This window comes from Streptomyces sp. DvalAA-43 (assembly GCF_900091725.1).
In the GTDB taxonomy this organism is placed as follows: domain Bacteria; phylum Actinomycetota; class Actinomycetes; order Streptomycetales; family Streptomycetaceae; genus Streptomyces; species Streptomyces pulveraceus.
The window spans coordinates 38,521-51,334 of the sequence record NZ_FMBW01000037.1 but is presented as its reverse complement, the minus strand read 5'-3'; the positions used below and the strand labels follow the sequence as shown (position 1 = coordinate 51,334).

12 protein-coding genes are annotated in these 12,814 nt (G+C 71.0%); 6 read left to right on the top strand and 6 right to left on the bottom strand.

The features are described from left to right. Window positions 1-55: 55 nt before the first annotated feature. Window positions 56-1,147: a substrate-binding domain-containing protein gene (locus GA0115234_RS10895; protein ID WP_093540716.1), complete on the bottom strand. Its 1,092-nt coding sequence runs from the start codon at window positions 1,145-1,147 to the stop codon at window positions 56-58. A 270-nt stretch (window positions 1,148-1,417) separates the two neighbouring features. Here GA0115234_RS10895 and GA0115234_RS10890 point away from each other — a divergent pair, with 270 nt between their 5' ends. Then, window positions 1,418-2,947 carry a right-handed parallel beta-helix repeat-containing protein gene (locus GA0115234_RS10890; RefSeq protein ID WP_093540715.1) on the top strand — a complete coding sequence of 510 codons (1,530 nt, stop codon included), beginning with the start codon at window positions 1,418-1,420 and terminating at the stop codon, window positions 2,945-2,947. Between the two features lie 8 nt (window positions 2,948-2,955). On the opposite strand, the gene GA0115234_RS10885 is transcribed toward GA0115234_RS10890, so the two are convergent. Both GA0115234_RS10885 and GA0115234_RS10880 read right to left on the bottom strand, forming a co-directional pair. Continuing rightward, entirely contained in the window at window positions 2,956-3,729 is a 774-nt protein-coding gene (locus tag GA0115234_RS10885) for an SDR family NAD(P)-dependent oxidoreductase (RefSeq protein WP_093540714.1), read from the bottom strand. 35 nt (window positions 3,730-3,764) lie between these two features. Further along, window positions 3,765-4,439 carry an MOSC domain-containing protein gene (locus GA0115234_RS10880; RefSeq protein ID WP_093540790.1) on the bottom strand — a complete coding sequence of 225 codons (675 nt, stop codon included), beginning with the start codon at window positions 4,437-4,439 and terminating at the stop codon, window positions 3,765-3,767. A gap of 107 nt (window positions 4,440-4,546) precedes the next feature. On the opposite strand from GA0115234_RS10880, the gene GA0115234_RS10875 reads away from it, so the two are divergent. Further along, complete coding sequence (locus tag GA0115234_RS10875) at window positions 4,547-5,437, top strand: LysR family transcriptional regulator (protein WP_093540713.1); 891 nt, start codon at window positions 4,547-4,549, stop codon at window positions 5,435-5,437. A 90-nt stretch (window positions 5,438-5,527) separates the two neighbouring features. Here the strand turns inward: GA0115234_RS10875 and GA0115234_RS10870 are convergent, their stop codons facing one another. After that, a complete protein-coding gene (locus GA0115234_RS10870; protein WP_093540712.1) occupies window positions 5,528-5,860 on the bottom strand; it encodes a WhiB family transcriptional regulator in 333 nt (110 codons plus the stop codon). Between the two features lie 412 nt (window positions 5,861-6,272). On the opposite strand from GA0115234_RS10870, the gene GA0115234_RS10865 reads away from it, so the two are divergent. The 4 genes from GA0115234_RS10865 to GA0115234_RS10850 all read left to right on the top strand — a co-directional run bounded on the left by GA0115234_RS10865 (window position 6,273) and on the right by GA0115234_RS10850 (window position 10,629). Then, window positions 6,273-6,884 (top strand): response regulator transcription factor, encoded by a 612-nt coding sequence (locus GA0115234_RS10865; RefSeq protein WP_003948568.1) that lies wholly within the window; start codon window positions 6,273-6,275, stop codon window positions 6,882-6,884. Between the two features lie 297 nt (window positions 6,885-7,181). Then, a complete protein-coding gene (locus GA0115234_RS10860; protein WP_072486721.1) occupies window positions 7,182-7,757 on the top strand; it encodes a sigma-70 family RNA polymerase sigma factor in 576 nt (191 codons plus the stop codon). A 139-nt stretch (window positions 7,758-7,896) separates the two neighbouring features. Then, window positions 7,897-9,399 (top strand): IMP dehydrogenase, encoded by a 1,503-nt coding sequence (guaB, locus tag GA0115234_RS10855; RefSeq protein WP_093540711.1) that lies wholly within the window; start codon window positions 7,897-7,899, stop codon window positions 9,397-9,399. Between the two features lie 105 nt (window positions 9,400-9,504). Beyond that, complete coding sequence (locus GA0115234_RS10850; protein ID WP_007453079.1) at window positions 9,505-10,629, top strand: GuaB3 family IMP dehydrogenase-related protein; 1,125 nt, start codon at window positions 9,505-9,507, stop codon at window positions 10,627-10,629. Between the two features lie 70 nt (window positions 10,630-10,699). Here GA0115234_RS10850 and GA0115234_RS10845 read toward each other — a convergent pair whose 3' ends face one another. Further along, window positions 10,700-11,275, bottom strand: coding sequence for a hypothetical protein (locus tag GA0115234_RS10845; protein WP_093540710.1), 576 nt, complete (start codon window positions 11,273-11,275; stop codon window positions 10,700-10,702). Window positions 11,276-11,381: 106 nt separating this feature from the next. Beyond that, complete coding sequence (locus GA0115234_RS10840; RefSeq protein ID WP_093540709.1) at window positions 11,382-12,644, bottom strand: nucleotide sugar dehydrogenase; 1,263 nt, start codon at window positions 12,642-12,644, stop codon at window positions 11,382-11,384. Window positions 12,645-12,814: the final 170 nt, after the last annotated feature.

Here is a 12,814-nt window from a genome sequence, read left to right as displayed (position 1 = left end):
GCGGAACCGGGCGTGAAGCCCGCGGGAACATCTGCCCCGAGGGCGGCCCCGGTGCCTACCGGAGGCGCGCCCCGCACGAGTCCCTGACCCTCAGCTGCGGCAGCAGCGTCAGATGCCGCCGGGGCTCGTCCGCGCTCTGGCCCAGCCGCTCCACCAGTAGTTCCGTCGCATGGCGGCCCACCTCGCGCTTGGGCGGCGCCACCGCCGTGAGCGGGGTGTCCGCGAGCGCCGCCACCTCGTCGTCGTAGGCGATCAGGGCCAGGTCCTCCGGCACCCGCACGCCCAGTTCGGCCAGGCGCTGCACCACCTGGATCGCGTCCACGTCGTTGTGGATCAGCGCCGCCGTGGCCACCCCCGACAGGACCGCCTCGCGCAGCGCCCGTACGGCCTGCTCGAAGGCGTCCGGAGCCAGTTCGGCCGGTACGGAATCGATCACGTCCTGCGGTGCTCGCAGCCCGAGCACGGCCAGCGCCTCCGCGTACCCGGAGCGCACCGCGACGGCGGTCGGGGAGTCCGCGCGGGCCATCAGCAGCGGTGCCCCGTGCCCGAGATCCACCAGGTGACGGACCGCCAGCAGCACCCCGTGGGCATGGTCCGAGCAGACCCGGTCCAGGCCGTCCAGCGGGGAGCCCGCGGTGGGCCTGCGCTCCAGCAGGACGGTCGGCACGGGCAGCGAGGCGATCCAGCCGCCGAACGCGGCGGGGTCGCCCGGGTCCTGCCAGCCGGGCGCGACCAGCAGCCCCTCGGCGCCCGCGGAGAGCAGTCCCTCGGTGCGTGCGTGGTCCTCCTGCGGCCGGTAGTCGGAGATCCGCAGGACGAGCCTGGCCCCGGCCCGCGCGGCGGCCTCGTGGGCGCCGCGGATGACCTCGGCGAAGTAGTAGGTCGACGAGGGCGCGAGCATGCCCAGGACCAGGCCGCCGCGCGGGGAACCCGGGCCGGCGGCGCCACCGGCCCGGGCCTCCTGCGGCCACGACACCGATCCGTGGACCCGGTCGAGAAGGCCGCGGCCGGCCAGCTCCTCCACGTCCCGGCGCGCCGTGACGGCCGAGACGCCCAGCAGCGAGGCCAGATCCGAGACCCGGGCCGAACCCCGTTCCCGTACCAGCCCGAGCAGGCGGTCATGACGTTCAGCAGCACTTTCGCGCACGGCGGCAGTCCCCTCGCAGTGTGTGACCCGGCCCGCGGTCCGGCCGGTGCCGGGGCCGTCGTCCGACCCCGGGGTCCTTCGCTCGGACCGGGCCGGGCCGATCCAAACAAAGAACCCTAGACCAACGTGATCGAACGATGGGAGTTTCGATCATTCAAACGCAATCCATTGACGTTCGATCAATCCGAGTCCAGGATTCCGGCGATGCGGACTCGCCCCGCTCCGCCACCGACTGTTCGTCCCGACCTTGACCGTTCGTACGGAGGAATTGTGAGACATCGCCTCACCGCCGCTGCGCTCGCGGCCCTGACCGCCGCAGGCGGCCTGACCGTCGCAGGCCAGAGCGCCGCGCAGGCCGCACCCGCGGGCCGCACCTTCCACGTCGACTGCGCCGCGGACCCGGCCGGAGCCACCGGCAGCAAGCGACACCCCTGGACCTCGCTCGCCGAGGCCAACGCGCACACCTACGGCCCCGGCGACCGGCTCCTCTTCAAGCGCGGCGCCACCTGCACCGGCACCCTCGCCCCCACCGGCACCGGCTCCGCCCGCGCCCCGTTCACCATCGCCGACTACGGCAACGGCCCGGCCCGCGCCAGGCTCGACGGCGCGGGCGCCCACGATGTCGTCCTGCTCGCCAACACCCAGTACGTGCACCTCAAGGCGCTGGAGATCACCAACGCCGACAACCCCGGCAGCGAGCGCAACGGCGTCCGGCTCCGCCTCACCGACTACGGCGTCGCCCGCGGCTTCGACATCTCCGGCCTCTACATCCACGATGTGCGCGGCGGAGACTACAAGACGGTCTCCGGTTCCAGTGCGATCCACATCGCCGTCGAGGGCACGGCGAAGGCCAGCTGGTACGACGGTCTGGACATCGGCGACAACCGCATCGAGGACGTCGACCGCGAGGGCATCTACTTCAAGTCGACCTTCTCCAAGCGCGATCTGGTCGGCGATCAGCAGGACCCGAACGTGTACCCGGGGGAGTGGACGCCCAGCACCGGGGTCCGGATCCACCACAACACGCTGAAGTCCCTGGCCGGCGACGGCATGAAGCTCGACACCACCAGCGGCGCCCGCGTCGACCACAACCGGGTCGACGGCTTCCAGCTCCGTTCGCCCTCCGCCAACGCGGGCATCTGGACCTTCAACACCGATGACACCACCGTCGAGTACAACGAGGTCTCGGGCGGCGGCAACACCCACGACGGGATGTCCTTCGACGCCGACGGCGCCTCGCGGAACACCGTCTTCCAGTACAACTACAGCCACGACAACAAGGGTGGCTTCCTGCTGATCTGCCCGTACAGCGGCGCCAAGACCATCGGCACGGTCGCCCGCTACAACGTCAGCAGCGACGACGGCGCCCGCCTCGTCCAGAACTGCTGGGGCCCGATCCTGGGCACCGAGATCTACAACAACACCTTCCACAACAAGGAGCAGATCCCCGGCTATCTCGTCCAGGACGACGCCGGCAGCCCCGCCACCACCCAGCACGAACTGGCCATCCGCAACAACGTGTTCGTGAGCGAGGGCACCGGCGGGTACGCCTTCAAGAACCCGACCCCCGGGCTCTCCTTCGACCACAACGCCTTCTACGGCATCGACATGACCCGTCCGAACCCCGGCGGCATCACGGCCGACCCGAAGCTCCGGGCCGACTTCCGGCTCGGCGCCGGCTCGCCCGCCCTCGCCGCCGGAGCCGTCATCGAGAACAACGGCGGCAAGGACTACTTCGGCAACCGGCTCAGGCCCGGCGTCCCCAACATCGGCGCCTACGCGGGCCGCGGGGTGCGGTAACCGACCGCTCACTGGGGACCGTACTTGCGGCCTGTCTTGGAGGTGACCCCTCCGAGCAGGCCGCGCGGCGTCACCTTCACGAGCCCCATCAGCGCCTTGTACCGCGGGTCCGGGACGGAGACCGACTTCCCGCGTGCCAGGTCCGCGAGGGCCGCCTCCACCAGCTTGTCCGCGTCGAGCCACATCCAGCCCGGGATGTTGCCCGTCCCCATCCCGGCCCGCTGATGGAACTCCGTCCGTACGAACCCCGGGCACAGCGCCATCAGCCGCACCCCCGAACCGGCCAGGTCCTTCGCCGCGCCCTGGGTGAACTGCACCACCCACGCCTTGGACGCGCCGTACGTACCGCGCGGCACGAAGGCGGCCACCGATGCCACGTTGACCACGCCGCCCCGGCCGCGCTCCCGCATCCCGGCCGCGGCCGCCGAGGTCAGCCGCAGCACCGCTTCGCAGTGCACCTTCAGCATCTTCAGTTCATCGGCCATGGGCACGTCCAGATAGTGGCCCTTGTTGCCGAACCCGGCGTTGTTGACCAGTAGGTCGACCGGATGCCGACGGTCCGTCAACCGGTCCTCGACCGCGGCGATCCCCTCGTCCTCGGAGAGATCGGCCCGCAGCACCTCGGCCTCGATGCCGTGCCGGTCGTGCAGCTCCGTCGCCTGCTCGCGCAGCCGCTCGGTGTCGCGCGCCACCAGCACCAGGTTGTGCCCGTCGGCCGCGAGCCGCCGCGCGAAGGCGGCACCGATCCCCGCGGTCGCGCCCGTAATCAGTGCAGTCGTCATACGCGGCACGTTAGTGCCTGACCGGCACGCGGCGATCAGTTGTCCGCCGCCGACTTCCCGACGTACTTCAGAGCCGCACGCAGCGCCTCCGGATGCAGCGCCTCCCCGGCCGCGAGCAGTTCCGGCAGCAGGTCGCGGCGCGTCGTCGAGGCCAGGAACTCCGTCACCACGGTGACGTCGTGGTCCGGGCGGTGCACGATCTCGACCTGGTCGCCGGCCCGGATCTCACCCGGCTCGATCACCCGCAGGTAGGCACCGGGAGCCGCCGCCCGCGTGAACCGCCTGACCCAGCCCCGCTCGCCGAGGTGACCGGCGAACGTACGGCACGGAATCCGGCCCGACGTCACCTCCAGCACCAGATCGGGGCCGATCCGCCAGCGCTCGCCGATCCTGGCACCGCTCACGTCGAGCCCACGGGTCGTCAGGTTCTCGCCGAACACGCCATTGGCCAGCGAGCGGCCGAGCTCCCGCTCCCACCGGTCGAGTTCCTCGCGCGCGAAGGCGTACACCGCCTGGTCGGAGCCGCCGTGATGGCGCAGGTCGCACACCGCGTCCCCGGCCAGCCCGCTGCCGCCGGTGCCCTTGGGCCCGGGGTCGCTGACGCGTACGGGGCCCTCGACGGGCCGCTTGTCGATGCCGGTCAGGCCCCCGGGGGCGTCGGTGTGGCCGACGGACTCCGGTCGTCCCGCGTTCACGGTCAGCAGCCGCATCGGCTCGGTCGGTTCCATGGAGGTCATACGGAGACGCTAACCACTTCACCCCCAAAGATGTGCGGCAATAACGCGCAGGTGCTCCAAGACTCGCTTATGGTTGAAGGGTGATCGAAGCCCGTCATCTCCGTGTCCTGCGCGCCGTGGCCACCACCGGCTCGTTCTCCGCCGCCGCTCGCGAACTGGGCTGCACCCAGCCCGCGGTCAGCCAGCAGATGAAGGCCCTGGAGGCCTCCGCGGGCACCACGCTGCTGATCCGTACGGGGCGCGAGATGCGCCTCACCCAGGCGGGCCAGGCCCTCGTCCGGCACGCCTCCGGCATCCTCGCCGGGCTCACCGCCGCCGAGGAGGAGGTCGCCGCGATCGCCGGGCTGCGGGCCGGCCGGGTCCGGCTCGTCTCGTTCCCCAGCGGCAGCTCCACCCTGGTCCCCGGCGCCCTCGCCGCACTGCGCGAGGCCCACCCCGGCACCCGGGTCTCGCTGGTGGAGGCCGAGCCGCCGCGCTCGGTCGAGATGCTGCGGGAGGGCGACTGCGACATCGCGCTGGCGTTCCGCTACGGCGCCTCCGGCACCGAATGGGACGACCTGGTCGTACGGCCGCTGCTCACCGACCGGCTGATCGGCCTGGTCCCCGAGGGGCACCGGCTGTCGGGCTCGGCCGCCGTGGGCATCGCCGACCTGGCCGGGGAGTCGTGGATCGCGGGCTGCCCGCGCTGCCGCCGCCAGCTCGTGGAGGTCTGCGAGGAGTCGGGCTTCACCCCCCGGATCGACTTCGCCACCGACGACTACCCGGCGGTGGTCGGCCTGGTAGGCGCCGGACTCGGGGTGGCCGTGCTGCCGGAGCTGGCGATCGAGTCGGTGCGCCCGAAGGGGGCGCGCACCGTGACGGTGGAACCTGCCATCGAGCGCGAGATCGTCGCCCTGACCCTGCCCGACCTGGCCCAGGTCCCGGCGGTGGCGGCCACCCTGGACCGGCTGTCCCTGGCGGCCGCCCGCTGAGCGGCCCGCCGACGACCCGGCCCTCGCCGTGACCGGTGGCCGGGTGAGGTGCGGAAACGTTTCTCTATTGCGGTACGGGGCGAGGCCGGTTCAGCCGTGCCCCGACGGGGACGGAACGCCCGAGGGTGCCGCCGCGATCAGCCGGCTGCGGGCCCGTCCCATGAGTTCTTCGCGCTCGTCCTCGGTCAGTCCGCCCCACACTCCGTAGGGCTCTCGCACCGCCAGGGCGTGCGCCGCGCACTCGGCGCGCACCGGGCATCGCATACAGACCTCTTTCGCCGAGTTCTCGCGGGCGCTCCGGGCCGCCCCGCGCTCACCCTCCGGGTGGAAGAACAGCGAGCTGTCCACCCCGCGGCAGGCCGCCAGCAGCTGCCAGTCCCACAGATCGGCGTTGGGTCCGGGAAGGCGGGAGAAATCTGCCATTGCTTGTCCCCTCGAAACCATGCTGAGTCGGAAACGTCGTTGTCGTCCGTCATCGACCGTGCCCACGACCGTACATCTACGGTGTAAGCAGATGTAAATATGACTGATTGCGAATCTATCCACAGACACCAGCAAAAGGGAAGAAAACCCGCTAAATGGGGCATACCTTCATACGAAGTTTCGGTTGAGGATTGGATGATCCGCGCCGTTCTTCTCCGTGCACGCCCCCTCACGTAGAGTGCCGAACCCGCTTGTCCGACCCGTAACTCTTTCGAGTGACCATCGTTGAGAGGGCGGAAGCGGTTGACGAAAAAAGCGATCGGGCAGGTGTCCGAGAGTGTCAACCGCACAGGTGACGACATGTAACAGCCTGGAGGCTCAAGGTGACGCGCATCGGCTTCGGAGGACGGTCATGACATCCGTCCTCGTCTGCGACGACTCCCCGCTTGCCCGAGAAGCGCTTCGTCGCGCGGTCGCGACCGTGCCCGGCGTCGAGCGGGTGACGACGGCGGCCAACGGCGAGGAAGTCCTCCGCCGCTGGGGCGCCGACCGTTCGGATCTGATTCTGATGGACGTACGCATGCCCGGTCTCGGGGGTGTGGAGACGGTCCGGCGGCTGCTCTCCGCCGACCCCGGCGCCAGGATCATCATGCTGACCGTCGCCGAGGACCTGGACGGTGTCGCGCTCGCGGTCGCCGCCGGGGCCCGCGGCTATCTGCACAAGGACGCCTCCCGCGCGGAGCTGCGCGCCACCGTCACCCAGGCGCTGGCCGATCCGACGTGGCGGCTCGCCCCGCGTCGGCTGCGGTCGGCCGAGATGGGTGCGGCGCCGACGCTCACCGCGCGTGAGATCCAGGTGCTCGAAGGAATGAGCCACGGCCGCTCGAACGCAGAGATCGGCCGTGAGCTGTTCCTCTCGGAGGACACGGTGAAGACGCACGCCAGGCGTCTGTTCAAGAAGCTCGGCGCCTCGGACCGGGCACACGCCGTGGCGCTCGGCTTCCGCTGGGGCCTGGTCCGCTGAGGGTCGGCCGTGGCCGGCAGTCGACCGATTCCCCGTCCGCGCACCGGCGGCCGGGGTGACGTGACCGACGTCCGCGGGACGGGCTCCGCTCCACCGGCGGAGCCCGTCGCGCCGACGGTATGTGACGCTTCCCGGCCGATGCCGCATCCTTGATACGTGGAGTTCCTCGGGAACGATTCGGTCGAGCGGAAGGGGAGGGCGCAGGACATGACTTCCGGCGCACCCGCTCATAACGCTTCGGTGCACAACTACGGACGCGGCGGCACGGATGACGCGGCTCCGGGGCACCATGGTCCGATGCGCGACGACGAGACGACGGGGATCGGTGCCCTGGTGCACCGTGCCGTCGAGGGCGACGCGCAGGCCACGCACGATCTGCTGGCCCATGTCCATCCCCTCGCACTGCGCTACTGCCGGTCCCGGCTGAACCGGCTGCCCGGTGATGCCCGCCACTTCGTGGAGGACCTGGCGCAGGAGGTCTGTGTCGCGGTGCTGATGGCGCTGCCACGCTACAAGGACACCGGCAGGCCCTTCGAGGCCTTCGTCTTCGCCATCGCGGGTCACAAGGTCGCCGATCTCCAGCGGGCCGCCATGCGGCATCCGGGATCGACGGCCGTGCCGTCCGACGAGATGCCCGAGCGTCCGGACGATTCGCTCGGCCCCGAGGAACGCGCCCTGCTCAGCAGCGACGCCGCCTGGGCCAAGAAGCTCCTCGCCAACCTCCCGGACAACCAGCGTGAGCTGCTCGTTCTCCGGGTCGCCGTCGGGCTGACCGCCGAGGAGACCGGACAGATGCTGGGCATGTCACCGGGTGCGGTCAGGGTCGCCCAGCACCGCGCCCTGAGCAGGCTGAGAGCCCTCGCGGAGCAGTGAACGGACCCGGCCGGGTCCGTGCGGACGGTTCTGTACGAAGCCACAGAACCTCTGGGTGATCTTGCTCGTGGAATGAGACACCCCCGGAGGCCGTTAGCATGGACATCCGCACCGATCAAGGCCATTTGGGGAAGGTGTCATGACTGCAAACGTCGACGGAGTGCCCGAGAAATTCGCGACGCTCGGGCTGACATACGACGACGTGCTGCTGCTGCCCGGCGCATCCGAAGTGCTGCCCAACGCAGTCGACATCTCGTCCCGCATCTCCCGCAACGTACGCGTGAACATCCCGCTGCTCTCCGCGGCGATGGACAAGGTCACCGAGTCCCGCATGGCCATCGCCATGGCGCGGCAGGGTGGCGTCGGCGTACTGCACCGCAACCTGTCGATCGAGGACCAGGTCAACCAGGTCGACCTCGTGAAGCGCTCCGAGTCCGGCATGGTGACCGACCCGATCACCGTGCACCCGGACGCGACGCTGGCCGAGGCCGACGCGCTGTGTGCCAAGTTCCGCATCAGCGGCGTCCCGGTGACCGACCCGGCGGGCAAGCTGCTGGGCATCGTCACCAACCGCGACATGGCCTTCGAGTCCGACCGCACGCGCCAGGTGCGCGAGGTCATGACGCCGATGCCGCTGGTCACGGGCAAGGTCGGCATCTCCGGCGTGGACGCCATGGAGCTGCTGCGCCGCCACAAGATCGAGAAGCTTCCGCTGGTCGACGACGCGGGTGTGCTCAAGGGCCTCATCACGGTCAAGGACTTCGTGAAGGCCGAGCAGTACCCGAACGCGGCCAAGGACGCCGAGGGCCGCCTCCTGGTGGGCGCGGCCGTGGGCGCCAGCCCCGAGGCCCTGGAGCGCGCGCAGGCCCTGGCCGGGGCGGGTGTGGACTTCCTCATCGTCGACACCTCGCACGGACACAACAGCAACGCGCTGAACTGGATGGCGAAGATCAAGTCCAGCGTCGGCGTCGACGTCATCGGCGGCAACGTCGCGACGCGTGACGGCGCGCAGGCCCTGATCGACGCCGGTGTCGACGGCGTCAAGGTCGGCGTGGGCCCCGGCTCCATCTGCACCACCCGCGTGGTCGCCGGCATCGGCGTCCCGCAGGTCACCGCGATCTACGAGGCCGCCCTCGCCGCCCGCGCGGCCGGTGTCCCGGTCATCGGGGACGGCGGACTGCAGTACTCCGGCGACATCGGCAAGGCGCTCGCCGCCGGTGCCGACACGGTCATGCTGGGCAGCCTCCTCGCGGGCTGCGAGGAGTCGCCCGGCGAGCTGCTCTTCATCAACGGCAAGCAGTTCAAGTCGTACCGCGGCATGGGCTCCCTCGGGGCGATGCAGTCCCGCGGGCAGGGCCGCTCGTACTCCAAGGACCGCTACTTCCAGGCCGACGTGGCCTCGGACGACAAGCTGGTGCCCGAGGGCATCGAGGGCCAGGTGCCCTACCGCGGCCCGCTGGCCAACGTGCTGCACCAGCTCGTCGGCGGCCTCCGCCAGACCATGGGCTATGTGGGTGCCGCCTCCATCGACGAGATGGAGACCAAGGGCCGCTTCGTCCGGATCACGTCCGCGGGCCTCAAGGAGAGCCACCCGCACGACATCCAGATGACGGTCGAGGCGCCGAACTACAGCAGGAAGTAACGCGACGGCTCAGCCGAGGGGCGGTCCGGGGTTCCCGGGACCGCCCCTCAGCCGTGTGTCGGGGATACTGGACAGCGCAGACGTAGAGGGAAAGGCCACACCATCGTGACTGAGATCGAGATCGGGCGCGGCAAGCGCGGCCGCCGGGCGTACGCATTCGACGACATCGCCGTCGTTCCGAGCCGCCGTACCCGCGACCCGAAGGAGGTCTCGATCGCCTGGCAGATCGACGCCTACCGTTTCGAGCTGCCGTTCCTGGCCGCTCCCATGGACTCCGTGGTCTCCCCGCAGCACGCCATCCGCATCGGTGAGCTCGGCGGCCTCGGCGTCCTCAACCTGGAAGGCCTGTGGACCCGGCACGCCGACCCGCAGCCGCTGCTCGACGAGATCGCCGAGATGCCCGTCGAGTCGGCGACCCGCCGCCTCCAGGAGATCTACTCCGCCCCGATCCAGGAGGAGCTGATCGGGCAGCGCATCAAGGAGGTGCGCGACTCCGGTGTCGTCACCGCCGCCGCGCTCTCCCCGCAGCGCACCGCCCAGTTCTCCAAGGCCGTGGTCGACGCGGGCGTGGACATCTTCGTCATCCGCGGTACGACGGTCTCCGCCGAGCACGTCTCGGGCGCCGCCGAGCCGCTCAACCTCAAGCAGTTCATCTACGAGCTGGACGTCCCGGTGATCGTCGGCGGCTGTGCCACGTACACCGCCGCCCTGCACCTGATGCGTACCGGTGCGGCCGGTGTCCTCGTCGGCTTCGGCGGCGGCGCCGCGCACACCACGCGCAACGTCTTCGGCATCCAGGTCCCGATGGCGACCGCGGTCGCCGATGTGGCCGGCGCCCGCCGCGACTACATGGACGAGTCCGGCGGCCGGTACGTGCACGTGATCGCGGACGGCGGCGTCGGCTGGTCCGGCGACCTGCCCAAGGCCATCGCCTGCGGTGCCGACGCCGTGATGATGGGCTCCCCGCTGGCCCGTGCGACGGACGCGCCCGGTCGCGGCCGGCACTGGGGCATGGAGGCCGTCCACGAGGACGTGCCGCGCGGCAAGCTGGTGGACCTGGGCTCGGTCGGTACCACCGAGGAGGTCCTGACCGGTCCCTCGCACACCCCCGACGGTTCGATGAACATCTTCGGGGCGCTGCGCCGGGCGATGGCGACGACGGGGTACAGCGACCTCAAGGAGTTCCAGCGCGTCGAGGTCACGGTGGCGGACTCGCAGCACCGCCGCTGAACGCCTCGGGCATGACGGGAGGGCCCGGACCGCATCTGCGGTCCGGGCCCTCCCGTGTGTGCGTCCGTGACTACTCGGCGGCCTTCTTGGCGCCGGAGAACGCGGCGACGGCCGCGATGACGAAGAAGACGTACGTGAGGAAGTTGGAGTCGGCCTTCCACGCCTCGTTCAGCAGGCTGAAGTGGTCGAAGAACAGCTCGGAGACGGTGACGGGGAGCTCCTTGGCCGCGATCATGGCCTCGCCGAGCAGCTGGCCGAAGTAGACGGCGACCAGCGCGAGCACGGCGCTGACGACCGGCAGCACGGGGTTGCGGCCGCCGACCTTGCCCGAGGCGAAGCCCACGACGAAGCCGACGCCCACGGCCGCGTAGCCGATCTCGTGCTTGGTGGCGCCGATGATGGCCCCGTAGATGCCGGCGGCGACCACGGCCGCGACGACGGCGGCGACCAGGCCGAGGGCGATGTTGTCGCGCGCGGGGGCCGGCGGGGCGAACGGCGCGCCGCCGAACGGGGCGCCGGGCTGCTGGCCGGCGAAGGGGTTGCCGGTCGGGGCGCCGCCGGGCTGCTGGCCCGCGAACGGGTTGCCGCCGGACTGGGCGTTGTACGGCTGCTGCGGCTGGTCCGACGGCGGCACGGGCTGGCTCATGGTGGTATCCCCCCTGGGACGGATGCGCACGATTGTGCGAGAAGTGACGCCGCAGGCTAGCAGCAGCCTGTGACATCGCCCACCGAAATCCCGGGCGGAAGGGCCCTCACAGCCGGTGCGCGGCCCCTGCCGGGGTCGCGCCCCGGGTGTCCAGGAGGAGCTGGGCCTTCACCGCGAGGCCCTGGAGGTCGTACGTGCGGTGGTGCTGGAGCAGCACCGTGAGGTCGGCGCTGGACGCCGCCTCGTACAGCGAGTCGGCGCGCGGCACCGGGAGTTCGCGTACCCGCCAGTCCAGGACGTGCGGGTCGTGATAGCCGATCTGGGCGCCCATGTCCATCAGCCGGCTCGCGATCTCCCGGGCGGGGGAGCTCTCCTGGTCGGCGAGGTCGGGCTTGTAGGTGACCCCGAGCAGCAGCACCCGGGCGCCGCGCACGGACTTGCCGTGTTCGTTCAGCAGGGTGGCGCAGCGCTGGATCACGTACTGCGGCATCCGGTCGTTGATCTCCTGGGCGAGCGAGACCATCCGCAGGGGGTGGCCGGGGGTGCGGCTGTGGTACGGGAGGTAGCCCGGGTCGACGGGGGCGCCGTGGCCGCCGACGCCGGGGCCCGGACGGAAGGGCTGGAAGCCGAAGGGCTTGGTCTCGGCGCACCGGATGACGTCCCACAGGTCGACGCCGAGGTCGTGGCAGAGCACCGCCATCTCGTTGACCAGGGCGATGTTGACGTGCCGGAAGTTGGTCTCCAGGACCTTGGTCATCTCGGCCTCGCGCGGCCCGCGGGCCCGGACGACCTTGTCGGTGAGCCGGCCGTAGAAGGCGGCGGCCGATTCGGTGCAGGCGGGGGTGAGGCCGCCGATGACCTTGGGGGTGTTGGTGTAGACGTGGGTGCGGTTGCCGGGGTCGAGGCGGCCGGGGGAGCAGGCCAGGTGGAAGTCGCGGCCGGCCCGCAGCCCCGAGCCCTCTTCGAGCAGCGGCAGCAGGTAGTTCTCGGTGGTGCCCGGCGGCACGGCCGATTCCAGCAGGACGGTGGTGTGGGGGCGCAGCCGGGCGGCGAGTGCGCGGGCCGCGTCGCCGACGGCGGTCAGGTCGAGGGTGCGGTCGGCGCCGAGCGGGGTGGGCGCGCAGATCACCGCGGTACGGACCCGGCCCAGTTCGGCCGGGTTGGTGGTGGGCCGGAAGCCCCCCGAGAGCATCCGGCGGACGTCCGAGGCGGAGAGCGAACCCTCGACGGGGGTGCGGCCCGCGGAGAGTTCCGTGCAGGCGCGTGGGTCGGTGTCGTAGCCGACGGTCTGCACGCCTGCGGCCACGGCGGCCTGGGCGAGCGGCAGGCCGAGGTGGCCGAGTCCGATGACGGCGAGGTCTGCGGGCATGTGGAGGGGCCGTCCTTCCCGGTCGGTCTAGACCATGAGGGCAGAAAGCGCAACCGCTGTGGACAGCGCAATGTCACACTAGGCTTAAATATGACCTATATGTCGCATTGTGGGCCTCCTGTCGTCCTGGTGTTGTCCACAGGCGGTGGCCGAAGTCGTGGACGGCGGAC